At 49.9% G+C, this 15567-nt stretch carries 13 protein-coding genes; 11 read left to right on the top strand and 2 right to left on the bottom strand.

Annotated features, from left to right (window positions below):
- The first annotated feature begins 144 nt into the window (after positions 1–144).
- The 7 genes from rep (at position 145) to AAEY27_RS21380 (ending at position 8242) form a co-directional block, all read left to right on the top strand.
- The gene (rep, locus tag AAEY27_RS21410; protein WP_342322771.1) at positions 145–2166 is read left to right on the top strand and encodes a DNA helicase Rep; all 2022 of its coding nucleotides are present in this window, start codon (positions 145–147) and stop codon (positions 2164–2166) included.
- Positions 2167–2456: 290 nt separating this feature from the next.
- Positions 2457–2708 (top strand): acyl carrier protein, encoded by a 252-nt coding sequence (locus AAEY27_RS21405; protein ID WP_342322770.1) that lies wholly within the window; start codon positions 2457–2459, stop codon positions 2706–2708.
- A gap of 1 nt (position 2709) precedes the next feature.
- A complete protein-coding gene (locus tag AAEY27_RS21400) occupies positions 2710–3981 on the top strand; it encodes a beta-ketoacyl-[acyl-carrier-protein] synthase family protein (protein WP_342322769.1) in 1272 nt (423 codons plus the stop codon).
- Complete coding sequence (locus tag AAEY27_RS21395) at positions 3981–4757, top strand: MaoC/PaaZ C-terminal domain-containing protein (protein WP_342322768.1); 777 nt, start codon at positions 3981–3983, stop codon at positions 4755–4757. Before AAEY27_RS21400 ends, AAEY27_RS21395 begins: the two co-directional genes overlap by 1 nt.
- Before the next feature lie 12 nt (positions 4758–4769).
- Entirely contained in the window at positions 4770–5510 is a 741-nt protein-coding gene (gene fabG, locus AAEY27_RS21390; RefSeq protein ID WP_342322767.1) for a 3-oxoacyl-ACP reductase FabG, read from the top strand.
- 30 nt (positions 5511–5540) lie between these two features.
- The gene (locus AAEY27_RS21385; protein WP_342322766.1) at positions 5541–6491 is read left to right on the top strand and encodes a hypothetical protein; all 951 of its coding nucleotides are present in this window, start codon (positions 5541–5543) and stop codon (positions 6489–6491) included.
- An 89-nt stretch (positions 6492–6580) separates the two neighbouring features.
- On the top strand, positions 6581–8242 hold the full coding sequence (locus AAEY27_RS21380) for a class I SAM-dependent methyltransferase family protein (RefSeq protein ID WP_342322765.1): 1662 nt from the start codon (positions 6581–6583) through the stop codon (positions 8240–8242).
- 55 nt (positions 8243–8297) lie between these two features.
- Here AAEY27_RS21380 and gppA read toward each other — a convergent pair whose 3' ends face one another.
- Both gppA and rhlB read right to left on the bottom strand, forming a co-directional pair.
- A complete protein-coding gene (gene gppA / locus AAEY27_RS21375; protein WP_342322764.1) occupies positions 8298–9782 on the bottom strand; it encodes a guanosine-5'-triphosphate,3'-diphosphate diphosphatase in 1485 nt (494 codons plus the stop codon).
- Positions 9783–9787: 5 nt separating this feature from the next.
- Positions 9788–11056 carry an ATP-dependent RNA helicase RhlB gene (rhlB, locus tag AAEY27_RS21370; protein ID WP_342322763.1) on the bottom strand — a complete coding sequence of 423 codons (1269 nt, stop codon included), beginning with the start codon at positions 11054–11056 and terminating at the stop codon, positions 9788–9790.
- Positions 11057–11200: 144 nt separating this feature from the next.
- Here rhlB and trxA point away from each other — a divergent pair, with 144 nt between their 5' ends.
- The 4 genes from trxA to wzzE all read left to right on the top strand — a co-directional run bounded on the left by trxA (position 11201) and on the right by wzzE (position 15542).
- Positions 11201–11530: a thioredoxin TrxA gene (gene trxA, locus AAEY27_RS21365; protein ID WP_023479590.1), complete on the top strand. Its 330-nt coding sequence runs from the start codon at positions 11201–11203 to the stop codon at positions 11528–11530.
- Positions 11531–11875: 345 nt separating this feature from the next.
- Complete coding sequence (rho, locus tag AAEY27_RS21355) at positions 11876–13135, top strand: transcription termination factor Rho (RefSeq protein WP_023479599.1); 1260 nt, start codon at positions 11876–11878, stop codon at positions 13133–13135.
- A gap of 243 nt (positions 13136–13378) precedes the next feature.
- A complete protein-coding gene (wecA, locus tag AAEY27_RS21350; protein ID WP_342322762.1) occupies positions 13379–14482 on the top strand; it encodes a UDP-N-acetylglucosamine--undecaprenyl-phosphate N-acetylglucosaminephosphotransferase in 1104 nt (367 codons plus the stop codon).
- Positions 14483–14495: 13 nt separating this feature from the next.
- Positions 14496–15542 carry an ECA polysaccharide chain length modulation protein gene (wzzE, locus tag AAEY27_RS21345; RefSeq protein WP_342322761.1) on the top strand — a complete coding sequence of 349 codons (1047 nt, stop codon included), beginning with the start codon at positions 14496–14498 and terminating at the stop codon, positions 15540–15542.
- Positions 15543–15567 lie beyond the last annotated feature (25 nt).

The following is a 15567-nucleotide window of genomic DNA, read 5'->3' as shown; positions in this document are numbered from 1 at the left end:
CACGCCTTTATACACTTCGGCCTTCAATCTGCCTCGCCTGTTTACCTCAGCCACTTACTTTCGTAAGCCCTGGGATTTGCTAACGCGACGCAAATTGAACGGCTCGTGTATATTCTTTTCAGTCTTTCATTGAGTGATTTTTCTATGCGTTTAAACCCCGGACAACAACAAGCCGTCGAATTTGTCACCGGACCTTGCCTGGTGCTGGCGGGTGCGGGATCCGGCAAAACACGCGTGATCACCAATAAAATCGCCCACTTGATTCGCGGCTGTGGGTATCAAGCGAAGCATATCGCGGCGGTTACCTTTACCAACAAAGCTGCGCGCGAAATGAAAGAGCGTGTCGCACAGACGTTGGGGCGCAAAGAGGCGCGCGGGCTGATGATCTCCACGTTTCACACGCTGGGGCTGAATATCATCAAACGCGAGTATGCCGCGCTGGGGATGAAATCGAACTTTTCCCTGTTTGACGACACCGATCAGATCGCTTTGCTCAAAGATCTCACCGAAGGGCTGATCGATGACGACAAAGTTGTGCTGCAACAGCTGATCTCGACGATCTCGAACTGGAAAAACGATCTGTTAACCCCTCCGCAGGCGGCAGCGCGAGCGATTGGCGAGCGGGATCGCATCTTTGCTCACTGCTATAGCCTGTATGACGCGCACATGAAGGCCTGCAATGTCCTCGACTTCGATGATCTGATTTTGCTACCAACACTGTTATTGCAGCGCAACCAGGAAGTGCTTGAACGCTGGCAAAACAAAATTCGTTACCTGCTGGTGGATGAATATCAAGACACCAACACCAGTCAATACGAGCTGGTGAAACTGCTGGTTGGCCAGCGCGCGCGCTTTACGGTGGTGGGGGATGATGACCAGTCTATCTATTCCTGGCGCGGCGCGCGCCCGCAAAACCTTGTGCTGCTGAGCCAGGATTTCCCCGCATTGCAGGTGATTAAACTGGAGCAGAACTACCGTTCCTCCGGGCGTATTTTGAAAGCCGCCAACATTCTTATCGCCAACAATCCGCACGTGTTTGAAAAGCGCCTGTTCTCGGAACTGGGCTACGGGCCGGAGTTGAAAATCCTCAGCGCGAACCATGAAGAGCATGAGGCCGAGCGCGTAACCGGCGAGCTGATCGCCCATCACTTTATCAATAAGACCCAATACAAGGATTACGCGATCCTTTATCGCGGCAACCATCAGTCGCGGGTATTTGAAAAATTTCTGATGCAGAACCGCATACCGTACAAAATTTCTGGCGGAACCTCGTTCTTCTCACGCCCGGAAATTAAAGACTTGTTGGCGTATCTGCGTGTCTTGACCAATACCGAAGATGACAGCGCCTTTTTGCGCATTGTGAATACACCGAAACGTGAAATTGGCTCAGCCACGCTGCAAAAGCTGGGGGAATGGGCGATGGTGCGCAATAAAAGCCTGTTTGCTGGCAGTTTCGATGTTGGCCTGAATCAGACGCTCACCGGGCGCGGCTACGATGCATTAACGCGTTTTACCCACTGGCTCGGCGAAGTTCAACGCTTATCGGAGCGTGAACCGATTGCGGCGGTACGCGATTTGATCCACGGCATTGATTACGAATCCTGGCTGTTTGAAACATCACCCAGCCCGAAAGCCGCTGAAATGCGCATGAAAAACGTCAACACCCTGTTTGGCTGGATGACGGAAATGCTCGAGGGCAGCGAGCTGGACGAGCCAATGACGTTGGCTGAGGTGGTCACACGCTTTACCCTGCGCGACATGATGGAGCGCGGCGAAAGCGATGACGAATCCGATCAGGTGCAATTGATGACGCTTCACGCCTCTAAGGGTCTGGAGTTCCCGTATGTTTTCCTGGTTGGCATGGAAGAAGGGCTATTACCACACCAGAGTAGTATTGATGAAGACAACGTTGATGAAGAGCGCCGCCTGGCGTATGTCGGCATCACCCGTGCGCAGAAAGAGCTGATTTTTACGCTCTGCAAAGAGCGCCGTCAGTACGGGGAACTGGTGCGTCCGGAACCGAGCCGCTTCTTGCTGGAACTGCCGCAGGACGATCTGATCTGGGAGCAAGAACGCAAAGTGATCAGTGCCGAGGAACGGATGCACAAAGGCCAGGCGAATGTGGCGAATATTCGGGAAATGCTGGCAAAAGCGAAGAGCAAATAAACACATACAGAAGCTTCTCTGCGTTTTTAATATTGGGAAGCTTCTGTTTTCACTTGTCTAATTATTATTCGGAATTTTGTTTTTTATTGAAGTATATATATTGCGTACCTGCGCATTATTTGAATATTATTCCTAAATATATCCGTCCCCTCATTTAAATATAAGAAATTTTCCCGACAATACTTTTTGACTTTCAATAAGGGCACTTGTAATTTGGCTCTAGAATTTCCATGTAGCGTGTATCTTCTATTTATATTAATCATCATTCGCATGTTTATAAGGATATAGATATGAACAAAGAACTCGAACATTTCCTCAAGGCGTTAATTAACCGGCTAACCGATTACGACATTGAACAGCTTAATAATGACACGCCCATTGCAGCATTAGATCTCGTAAGCCTTGATTTTGTTACCATTAAAGTGGAGGCAAAAAAAACATTAGACGTCGATATTGATTTAAATGCATTAGCCGAAGCAAAGCCTAATACTTTTGGTGAATTAATGGCTTACCTGCAAAATAAATACGTCGAGGAGAAATAACGTGAACACATCTGCTCAACAATCACATCGCGTCGTTATTACCGGATATGGTGCCATTTGTTCATTGGGTGAAAATAGCGAAAAAATATGGCAATCCGTTCGTGATAAAAAATTAGGCTATGAAATTTGGGATGAGCCCGGAAAAGGGGTTTCCGCCAAAATATTCGGTAAAGTTAACTTTCCTCTCAATCTTTCCAAATTCTCCAGAAAAATTCTTAAGAATGCGCCACGATTCGCAGAGTTCGGCTTGATAGCCGCCGACGAAGCCCTCACGATGGCGTTTGGCAACGATCAAGATATCTTCTCTCATTATGATCCTCGCGACTGCGGCGTTATCTTTGGCACCGGCTGGGCGGGTTTCGATTGCTCAACGGTGAATTATTACGCTTACTCAGACCCCGATTTGCTGTCAGCATCTGCACACAGCTGCTTTCACTCTATGCCAAGCATCGGCACGTCATTGATCTCCGTTAACTGGAAATTGAAGGGGTACCAAAATAGCCCTATTGCCGCCTGCGCAACGGGAAATATCGCGATTGGTGATGCATATGAAGTCATCAAAAGCGGGAAAGCGCGAATGATGATTGCAGGCGGTGGCGAAAGCCTGATGCAGCCATTCACTATTTGGTCGGTTGATATTTTGGGCGCGCTGTCGAAGGAGCAACAGGATGTGGTAAAAGCATGCTGTCCATTCAGCCTCGACCGAAGTGGGTTCATTCTGTCCGAAGGTGGCGCAACGGTTTGCCTGGAAAGGCTGGAAGACGCGCTGGCGCGCAATGCGACTATTTACGGCGAAGTGATTGGCTATGCGAATCACAGCGACGCATACGCGAACCTTACCGCGCCGGCACCTGACCTGGTCGGCAGGGTGACGACAATTCAAAAAGCCATGGAGTATGCACAGGTTGGCATTGATGATATCGACTATATCAATGCCCACGGCACCTCAACGCCGATGAATGATTACAATGAAACGTTGGTATTGAAAGAGGTGTTTGGCAAGAAGGCCTATGATATTCCGGTCTCGAGTACAAAATCCTATACCGGCCACCTGATTGCGGCGGCGGGCGGGATAGAAACTATCTTTTGTTTGAAAAGTATTGCTGACCATATGGTTCCGGCAACGATTAACCTGAATAATCCTGACCCAAAATGCGATCTGAATTATGTGCCTAATAACCATATGTACGGACAGAACTTGAATCACATTGTTAATGTCAATTATGGTTTCGGTGGCGCGAATAGCTGTCTGGTTATTAAGAGGTTTAAATAATGATCAGACGCTACTCCGCGCGCGATATTGAGAAGTGGGCTGATTACTCTGGCGATCGTAATAAAGTGCATTTCGATAAAGCGTTCGCCATCAAGAATGGGCTTAAAGACATTATTGTTCAGGGAATGCTGACCTTACTTGACGCCAAAGTCATGATAACCCCCTGGCTGAAAACGCATTCCAGCCTCGATTTTTATATTAAAAACCCTGTTTCCATGAATACCGATGTGCAATTCACTCTTAAAGAAGGAGAGAATAAACAAACACTAACCATCGCAGAATCACAAAATCCTGAGGCAGTGTGCGTGACGGCAACACTCTTAGCGCAAAAACCTCCTAACCTGCCAAAGAGTGCAACCCGGATTCCGATATCAGATGAGTTTATCCAAATGCATCTTGAATCGTTAAAAAGTCACTATCCGCATATTTCACATAATTGGCTATTAATGGATACCCTGCTGTTCTCCATTTGTTTTAATCAGCGAAAAGATGATTATTTTCATCAGCAGGCACTGAAAATATCGAAGCATCATCGTTACGATAACATTACGACTTATCATGTCGCGCAAAAATTATTTATTTCGGAGCAGCTAATTGTCGGTGGTGATATAAATTTTTCGGAAATTAGCTTTTTTATTGAAGATAAAGATATCTATATTGATAATGACTCGGCTTATAACATCTTTAATATTCATGCCGTACAACAGGGTACGATTATTTTTCAGTCTTCCATTGGTTGTATGACCAAAGCGTCCAGGCGTGAATTGGAAATATAAAGGAACCGCAAGATGGTTGATAAGAAATGGGTGTTAGTCACGGCGGGTAGTCGTGGCATTGGGTCTGCTATCGTTAAAGAATTGGTGAAGCAGAATTACAAAGTGATCTTTACCTACAAAAGTAATGTCGAGCTTGCCCGTGATTTAATGCATTCACTTAATGTGAATGGCGAAGTTTGCTGGTGTTATCCCTGTGATGTTTCCGATGTTAATTCCGTCAAGAAGTTGTGCGAAACAATACGGGAAAACCATAGCATTCCTTACGCCGTTATTAATAATGCTGGTATCACGAAGGATGCGCTGAGTTTTGCGATGAGCATTGATGACTGGCTCGATGTTATTAATACCAATCTCAATTCGCTCTTTTATCTGAACCATTATTTACTCAACGATATGATGATGCAGAGAGACGGTTGCATCATCAACATTAATTCAATCGCCGGATTGCGCGGCAATGTCGGGCAGACTAACTACGCAGCCGCAAAATCCGCGCAATATGGCTTCACCAAAAGTCTCGCGCGGGAAGCGGGAAATTTTAATATCCGCGTGAACTGCATTGCGCCGGGCCTGATTAAGACCGATATGCTCTCTTCGGTGCCGGAGAAAGCATTGTCACAGCTAACCAAACAGACTCCGCTCAGAAAGATCGGCGAACCTGAGGACATTGCGCTGATGGTTGCTTTCTTATTGGGTAAAGGTGGGCGTCATATTACCGGGCAGACCATTGTTATTGATGGTGGTTTGTCTATCTGATCAGGATATTTAAACGTTAAGGAAAATGTGATGGATCTGAAATTACGCGCTGTACCCCAGGAAGTTTATGGTGTCATGGAGTTGAATGAGCATTTTAATTTCCAATGGAATCCTGACCCTGCTTCTTCACTTATTGGTTTAGGCACGTCTTATGTGCTCGAATTCTTCGAATTCTATGGGGAAAAAATCGGCGACTATTATGATGAGTTTATCGAAGGGGCACCGCAAAAAGATGAGCGCTTCGCATTGTTTGTCACTCAGGAAAAACGACACGCGGCAGCACACCGTAAATTAAATAACTTCATCACCAAAGGCATTACACCACCGGTCAGAGAGCAATATCATCCGCGTGTCTATGACTTCTTATACGGTGCCTATAAAGAGTTGGCAGAACCTATCATCGGCGGCATTGAGCGGGAAAAATTCGCTGGCAAAAAATCTGATGGCGCATTTTTTAAAGAGGCCGTGCGCAGCATTGGCATATTTGAAAGCCAGGTGTGCATGACGGGCCTCTCCTTCTTTGACAATCTCTTCGATAATGGTCGTTTTGATGTGGTGACAAAAATGTCGGGCAACCTCGGCGTGCTTTATTTGCTGGGTTATCACTACACCGAAGAGATGGAACATTGCTGTATCTCTATTGAAGCGTTCGAAACCATTTATCAAGAAAAACTGTGGACCAGAGAGTTGGTCGACAAACATATTCACAACCGCGATCTGCTTGCCAGCCAGGTGCTTCTCTCAACGCTGCATGTAGCAAAAATGCTCAACCAGGATTTGACCGTCGAGCAAATCATCAACAGTGTCGGCTATCAATACCGTGAACGGATGGCGAAGAAATATATCGTCGAAGGTTTTAATGCACGTGAACCGGAGATTCTGGCGCGCCGCAAAGCGCTCGTTGAACGTTGGGATAACGAGTGGGAACCGATGCTGCTGGATAAAATTAAGCAGCGCATCCGCGCAGGTACGATGTCGTAACCTGTATTACCTGCCACAAACGTCCTTCTTCTGAGGGACGTTATTCAACAGATGTTTTGCATCAGCGAATTTCTCGCGGGAGGATGGCCATGCCGCAAACAGGACAGTTGCAACATTTTGTCAGCCATGACAATCACCAGATGATTTACCGCTATTTCCCCGCTCGCGCGCCGCGCGGTGCCTGCGGAACACCTGCCATCATTTTGTTTTATCGCGAAAGCGACTTTAGTGATAAACCGTCAGCATTAATGACAACGCTGGGTTTGGAAGATTACGCGTTCTTTGCCCTCGATTTTGCTGGCAGCGACATCATGGTTGAATCTGCCGAGGGAGCATCGGCTATCTCCCATGAGGGATATTATTTTCAGCAATTTATCGATCACATCACAGCGCAATATGCGATCCAAGTGCAGGACATTGCTGTTATTTCTCATGGCGAGCGCGCCGTGGTCATTGCGGCCTGGATGACGGATTACGCCCCGGATATCCGTTCGGCCATTTTCTATTCCCCGCAATTTGTCTTACGAAAACGCGAGGCTTTTTCGCTCAAGCTGAAGGGCATGCTCAAAGGACGGTTTCGTGCTTACCCTGCCGTTCGCGATCTTCTCTACTCCAGCCAACGTATTTTCAGAAGTGCTTTTGCGTGGTCCGCACCGACGCAGTTTGTTGTTACGAAAGCCGATCGTGAGGCGGGATTGGGTGTGCTACTGAACTTTTATGCCAATCTGGGAAGCCGCACGAAAGAACTTCTGCTGATGCCAGATGCCGGGTACGGCTGTCCGGAACAGGATTGGGGCTCAATGAGGGACGGCCAGATCAAGCAGTTCCTGGTGACACACTTCGCACAAATGAATATTGCCCCTTCGTTGTTCAACTCACATTTGCGGGGAGCTACGCAAGATGAGTATGAGAAGCTGCGTTTACCTGAAAAAAATGTTTTCAAGCGCATGTATTGGGCGCTTAATGCGTTCGCGCTACGGCATGTTGGAAAGCTCTCTTCAGGCATCAGGCTGGGTCTGGAAACCGGCTTCGATTCTGGTGCTTCGCTGGAATATATTTATGAGAATCAACCCACCGGGAAAAATGCATTGGGAAGAGTTCTCGACCGCTATTACCTGAAGAACATTGGCTGGCACTGTACAAGGATGCGGGAAAAGCACGTCGAAGAACTCCTTTCTCTGGCCGCCACCCGGCTTGCTGAGCAGCATCAGGCAGTGCGGCTGTTGGATGTTGCGGCAGGTCATGGCAGGTATGTTCTTAATGCTATTGAGAAAATTGCTCAGCCGATCGCCCATATCCTGATGCGGGATTTTGAACTGGCCAATGTTCAGCAAGGGAATCATTTACTGGCGCAAAAGGGGTTAACCGATATTGCATTGTTTGAGCAGGGCGATGCGTTTTCGACTGACGATCTGGTCACGCTGCCAACAGATCGTACGCTGGCTGTCGTCTCAGGTTTTTATGAATTATTCAGTGATAACAATCTGGTGCTGACGTCGCTAAACGGTATTGCCGACGCGATGGAGGAGGGGGGTTACCTTGTCTATACGACGAAGCTCTGGAACCCGAAACTGGCGTTGATGGCGCGTGTGCTTCCCAGCCATAAAAAAGGTGAGTTTTGGCTGCTGCGTCGACGAACTCAGCGTGAGATTGATCAGCTCGTCACCCATGCGGGTTTTGCCAAAATCACGCAGCGCGTCGATCCCTGGGGCATGTTTAGCGTGACGCTGGCGAAAAAAGTCAGGCAGTAAAGTGATAAAACGAACCGTTGCCGCGAGGGGGGATTCGTGGCAACGCGTAAAGGTGTTAGCGGATTTCCAGCGCCCAGTGGACATAGCTCTGCCACTGGCTTTCCTGCTCGATGAGCTCTGCACCGAGAGGATGGCTAGCCAGCCAACCTTGCGGTAGTTCCAGCATTAACTTCTCGCCCTGCGCCGAGACGGTAATGTCCGGCAGCAGATCGTCGCGACGGCGGCTGGCAAAAATAATCGCCAAGCGTAACAAACGGCAAAGATGTTCCGCGACGCGCGGCGGCACGGCGTTTTGTTGATGCAAAGAGGAGAGATCGACCGCATTGGTTTGGTTTAACAACAAGGTCGCGAGCAATTTTTTTTGCGCGGGCGTAAAGCCAGGCAGATCGAGATTACGCACCAGCCAGGCAGCATGAAGCGGCGCTTGTTTAAATTCAATGCTTAAGCCAATTTCGTGCAACTCGCAGGCAACGTGCAGAATTTCGATGCTATAAGCATCCAATTCCCACTCTTTCGCGACGCCTTGGGTAAAACGCTCTGCCAGCGTGGAGACGCGCCTGGACTGATCGGTATCGATCATAAAACGACGCTGAATATTACGCAGTGTGCGACTGCGAATATCTTGATCCACCGCTAAATGCAGCATGCCGTAAACCAGGCCTTCGCGCAGTGCGCCGCCGGCCAGCGTCATGCTCTCAATATTCATCTCGGTGAAAATGGCGATCAGGATGGCTAACCCGCTGGGGAAAACCAGCGCCCGCTCCAGCGTCAGGCCTTCGATTTCCAGCTCTTCCAGTCGCCCGCATTGGATCGCACGCTGCTTGAGTTGTTGCAGCTTAGCAAGAGTGATGCGTTCATCCATGCCCTGCGCCATCATGATTTCTTGTAACGCCTGCACGGTACCGGACGCGCCGACGCAGACTTTCCAGCCGTGACGGCGAAGTTCATCAGCGACCGGGCGCAAAACCTCGCGTGCGGCAAGCTCTGCGGCATCGAAGTTTTCCTGCCCGAGATTGCGATCGGTAAAAAAACGTTCAAGCCAGGTGACGCAACCCATCGATAGACTGAATAACGATGTGGTTTGTGCGCCGGTACCGGTGACCAGCTCGGTGCTGGCTCCACCGATATCCACCACCAGACGCTGATCCGCGCCGCCAGTGGTGTGCGCAACGCCTTGATAAATCAGGCGCGCTTCTTCTTCGCCGCTGATGACCTGCACCGGGCAGCCCAGAATTTCCTGCGCTTTGTCGAGGAACGCTTGCGCGTTAACAGCGAGGCGCAGCGTGGCGGTTGCCACGACGCGGATTTGTTCTTGCGGGATATCTTGCAGACGCTCGGAGAACAGGCGCAGACACTGCCAACCACGTTCCATCGCTTCTTGAGAAAGGCGATTGTCGTGGCTCAGGCCCGCCGCGAGGCGAACCTTGCGTTTGATGCGGGACAGCGTCTGGATACTTCCCGCCACCTCGCGCACAACCAGCATATGAAAACTGTTCGAACCGAGATCAATGGCTGCATAGAGCGAGGCGGAACCGAGCATATTTTTTAACCTGAACGACGACGATTACGTGGAGCACCACCGCTACGGCGCGGGCCGTTGCCCGAGCGCGGACGCGTCAGACGTTTTGGCGGCGGCAATTCGCTGAGCAGCGCTTCCGGATCGTATTTGCTGACCGGAATTGAGTGACCGATATAGGTTTCAATGGCTGGTAAGTTCAGCGCGTACTCTTCGCACGCCAGGCTGATGGAGCTACCGCTGGCACCGGCACGACCGGTACGGCCAATACGGTGGACGTAATCTTCACAATCGTCCGGCAGATCGTAGTTAAAGACGTGAGTCACCGCAGGAATATGCAGACCGCGCGCGGCGACGTCCGTTGCAACCAGAATATCGAGATCGCCACGGGTGAACTCATCGAGAATACGCAGGCGTTTTTTCTGCGCCACATCGCCCGTCAGCAAGCCAACGCGATGACCATCCGCGGCAAGGCTGCCCCAGATCTCTTCACAGCGGTGTTTGGTGTTGGCGAAAATAATGGCGCGATCCGGCCACTCTTCTTCGATAAGCGTTTGCAGTAAGCGCATTTTCTCGTCGTTGGACGGGTAGAAAAGCTCTTCTTTAATACGGTGACCAGTTTTCTGTTCCGGTTCCACTTCCACGTATTCGGCGTTGTTCATCTGCTCGAATGCCAGTTCACGAACCCGATAAGAAAGGGTGGCAGAAAACAACATGTTGAGGCGTTGGTTGGTGGCCGGCATGCGGCGGAACAACCAGCGAATGTCTTTGATAAAGCCCAGATCGTACATACGATCGGCTTCGTCCAGCACCACGACCTGAATCGCGCCCAGGTTAATGTGATTCTGTTTGGTGTAATCGATCATACGACCCGTGGTGCCGATCAGAATATCGACGCCGCTTTCCAGCACTTTCAGCTGTTTGTCGTAGCCATCACCGCCGTAAGCCAGACCCAATTTCAGGCCAGTCGCCTGAGCTAGCGGCTCTGCATCAGCGTGAATTTGCACCGCCAGTTCACGCGTCGGGGCCATAATTATGGCGCGCGGCTGATTAACTTTGCGGTCTTCGATTGCCGGGTGAGAGAGGAGATAATGAAACGTTGACGTTAAAAACGCCATCGTTTTACCGGTACCGGTTTGCGCCTGACCTGCAACGTCACGGCCCGCCAGCGTCAGCGGAAGAGCCAGAGCCTGAATAGGCGTGCAATTATGAAACCCTTTATTTTCAAGGGCTTCAATCACTTTTGGGTGCAGGGCGAAGTCGGAAAACTTCTGTTCTGTTAAATGTGTTTTGCTCATAGTGTGGTAGAATATCAGCTTACTATTGCTTTACGAAAGCGTATCCGGTGAAATAAAGTCAACCTTTAGTTGGTTATTGTGGCATCAACACGTTGCTGTTTTATGCTACACCAACATACCAGGCTTATTCCTGTGGAGTTATATATGAGCGATAAAATTATTCACCTGACTGACGACAGTTTTGACACGGATGTACTCAAAGCGGACGGGCTTGTGCTCGTTGATTTCTGGGCAGAGTGGTGTGGACCGTGCAAAATGATCGCCCCGATTCTGGATGAGATCGCTAATGAGTACGAAGGCAAGTTGACCATTGCGAAACTGAATATCGACCAGAATCCAGGCACTGCGCCGAAATACGGCATTCGTGGTATCCCAACGCTGCTGCTGTTCAAAAACGGCGAAGTTGCAGCAACTAAAGTCGGCGCCTTGTCCAAAGGCCAACTGAAAGAGTTCCTGGACGCTAACCTGGCGTAATCCCAGACTCCGCCGGTGCGGCCAGCATGCCTAAATTATTAGGATCGCTGGACGCCCGGCTCCAGCCGTGCTAATTTAGTTTTGACTTCGTTTTGAACATCCTTTAGTTGTTTGAATCTTGCATTACCCCGATACTTCCCGCTGAGCAACACCGCTGCGTAGAGAAGTAGACAGATTCCGGGCTTGTCACTCATTCCGTCTCATCGTTTCAGTTCTGCGTACTTTCCTGTGACCAGGCACCGATCAGACATGAGTTGATGGCCGTTAACAGGCATGGATGACCCTGCCATACCATTCACAATATTAAGTTCGAGTATCACCCCGAGTTTAAGAACCCACACCATTATGAATCTTACCGAATTAAAGAATACGCCGGTTTCTGAGCTGATCACTCTCGGCGAAAATATGGGGCTGGAAAACCTGGCCCGTATGCGCAAACAGGACATCATTTTCGCCATCCTGAAGCAGCACGCGAAGAGTGGCGAAGATATCTTTGGCGACGGTGTGCTGGAGATTCTGCAGGATGGATTTGGTTTCCTCCGCTCAGCAGATAGCTCCTACCTCGCCGGCCCCGACGACATCTACGTATCCCCCAGCCAAATCCGCCGTTTCAACCTCCGCACTGGTGACACCATTTCAGGTAAGATTCGCCCACCTAAAGAAGGTGAACGTTACTTTGCACTGCTGAAAGTTAACGAGGTGAACTACGACAAGCCGGAAAACGCGCGTAACAAGATTCTGTTTGAAAACTTAACGCCGCTGCACGCGAATTCCCGTCTGCGTATGGAACGTGGTAATGGCTCCACTGAAGACTTAACCGCTCGCGTATTGGATCTGGCTTCGCCGATCGGTCGTGGTCAGCGTGGTCTGATTGTGGCACCGCCGAAAGCCGGTAAAACCATGCTGCTGCAAAACATCGCGCAGAGCATCGCGTACAACCACCCTGACTGTGTGCTGATGGTGCTGCTGATTGATGAACGTCCGGAAGAAGTGACGGAAATGCAGCGTCTGGTAAAAGGTGAAGTGGTTGCGTCAACCTTCGATGAACCGGCTTCCCGCCACGTGCAGGTCGCTGAAATGGTTATCGAAAAAGCTAAACGCCTGGTTGAGCACAAGAAAGACGTTATCATTCTGCTCGACTCCATCACCCGCCTGGCTCGCGCCTACAACACCGTGGTTCCGGCTTCCGGTAAAGTGTTGACTGGTGGTGTTGATGCGAACGCCCTGCATCGTCCGAAACGTTTCTTCGGTGCTGCGCGTAACGTGGAAGAGGGCGGCAGCCTGACCATCATCGCGACCGCGCTTATTGATACTGGTTCGAAGATGGATGAAGTGATTTACGAAGAGTTTAAAGGCACCGGTAACATGGAACTGCACCTCTCGCGTAAAATCGCTGAAAAACGCGTCTTCCCGGCAATTGATTACAACCGTTCCGGTACGCGTAAAGAAGAGCTTCTTACCACTCAGGAAGAACTGCAAAAAATGTGGATCCTGCGCAAAATCATCCACCCGATGGGTGAGATTGACGCAATGGAGTTCCTCATCAACAAGCTGGCGATGACGAAGACCAATGATGAGTTCTTCGACATGATGAAGCGCTCTTAATTTAAATAAACCTCAGAAGCGCCACGTTTTTACGTGGCGTTTTTCATTTATGGGCTATACGCTATATGCACTGAGACAGGCATTGTCCGACGCTGGCGACACCCGATAGGTTATTAATCAGCTGAGTACTCTATCTGGTTGAAAAGTAAACAATAAAACCCGCGTAAGACCTGCATTCTCCTTTTATGGGGCATGACATCGTCGTTATACTGTCAGGATAAACATTAGCTGAGAGCATGCATTGTGAATCTACTCACTGCTTTTACTGAATTATTCAGTATTTTTTTGTTCACTACGCTTTTCATATTTATTGCCCGCAAAGTGGCAAAACGGATTGGTCTGGTGGACAAACCCAACTTTCGCAAACGCCATCAGGGCTTGATTCCGCTGGTTGGGGGCATTTCAGTCTACGCCGGGATTTGCTTCACCTTTGGCATAACCAACTACTATATTCCCCATGCCGCTCTCTATCTGCTTTGCGCTGGTACCTTAGTGTTTATCGGCGCGCTGGACGATCGTTTCGATATCAGTGTTAAAATTCGTGCGTCTATTCAGGCACTTGTCGCTGTTGTCATGATGGTGGTCGGTAAACTTTATCTCATCAGCCTGGGGTACATCTTCGGATCGTGGGAGATGGTGCTCGGTCCCTTTGGCTACTTGCTCACGCTTTTCGCCGTTTGGGCCGCAATCAACGCATTCAATATGGTCGACGGGATCGATGGCCTGCTCGGCGGGCTTTCCTGCGTGTCCTTTGCCGCTATCGGCTTTATTTTATGGTTCGACGGGCAGTCCAGCCTCGCGCTCTGGTGCTTTGCCATGATCGCCGCGATTTTGCCGTACATTTTACTGAACCTCGGCGTGCTGGGGCGCCGCTACAAAGTTTTTATGGGTGACGCCGGAAGTACGTTAATCGGCTTTACCGTGATTTGGATTTTACTGGAAACGACGCAAGGCAAAACTCACCCTATCAGCCCGGTGACAGCATTGTGGATTATCGCCATCCCACTGATGGATATGGTCGCGATTATGTACCGTCGCTTGCGTAAAGGCATGAGTCCTTTCTCCCCCGATCGCCAGCACATTCATCATCTCATCATGCGGGCGGGTTTTACTTCCCGTCAGGCCTTTGTGCTGATTACCCTTGCGGCGGCGCTGCTTGCCAGCATTGGTGTTGCAACAGAATATCTGCGCCTTATTCCAGAATGGGTCATGTTGGCATTATTTTTGCTAGCTTTCTTTTTGTATGGCTACTGTATCAAGCGTGCGTGGAAAGTGGCGCGTTTTATCAAACGGGTAAAACGCAGAATGCGCCGTAACAGAGGTCAAAAATCAACACTAACCAAGTAAAATCGGGAAAGCGATGATTCAACAAGCGTCGGGAACACCTTCATCAAGCACGGAAAATGAACTGGATATTCGGGGTTTATTCCGTACTTTGTGGGCAGGAAAATTTTGGATCGTGGGTGTGGCGTTGTTATTCGCCTTGCTCGCGCTTGTTTGGACCTTCTTTGCCCGCCAGGAGTGGGGCGCAACCGCCGTTACCGACCGTCCAACCGTCAATATGCTTGGCGGCTACTACTCCCAGCAGCAGTTTTTGCGCAATCTGGATGTCAAAACGAGTACTGCGCCAGTAGAACAACCTTCGGTAATGGACGAAGCCTACAAAGAGTTCATTATGCAACTCGCGGCCTGGGATACTCGCCGCGACTTCTGGTCCCAGACGGACTACTACAAACAGCGTCAGGTCGGTAACAGTAAAGCCGATGCCGCGATGCTGGACGATTTGATTAACAATATTCAGTACACGCCTGGCGACATCGTTCGCAATATGAATGATAACGTGAAGCTGATTGCCGAAACCGCCCCGGATGCCAACAACCTGCTGCGTCAGTATGTTGCTTTCGCCAGCCAGCGCGCCGCCAGCCATCTTAATGATGAACTGAAAGGCGCGTGGGCCGCGCGCACCATTCAGATGAAGGCGCAGGTGAAACGCCAGGAAGAGGTCGCCAAAGCGATCTACAACCGGCGCTTACACAATGTTGAGCAAGCGCTGAAAGTGGCTGAGCAGCACAACATTTCCCGCAATGAAACGGATGTTCCGCCGGACGAATTACCGGATTCGGAACTGTTTATGCTGGGCCGCCCCCTGTTACAGGCGCGGCTGGAAAACCTGCAGGCTGTGGGGCCGCAGTTCGATCTGGACTATGATCAAAATCGGGCAATGCTGAATACGCTGAATGTCGGTCCAACGCTGGACCCGCGTTTTCAGACTTATCGTTATTTGCGCACACCGGAGGAACCGGTGAAACGCGATAGCCCGCGCCGTGCTTTCCTGATGATTATGTGGGGAATTGTCGGAGCGTTAATTGGTTCTGGGGTTGCATTAACGCGTCGCCGTTCGAACTAATGCCGTTTGAGATGAAGGCTCTGCC

The organism is Kosakonia sp. BYX6, from assembly GCF_038449125.1.
GTDB lineage: Bacteria > Pseudomonadota > Gammaproteobacteria > Enterobacterales > Enterobacteriaceae > Kosakonia > Kosakonia calanthes.
This window is presented reverse-complemented; position numbering and strand designations above follow the sequence as displayed.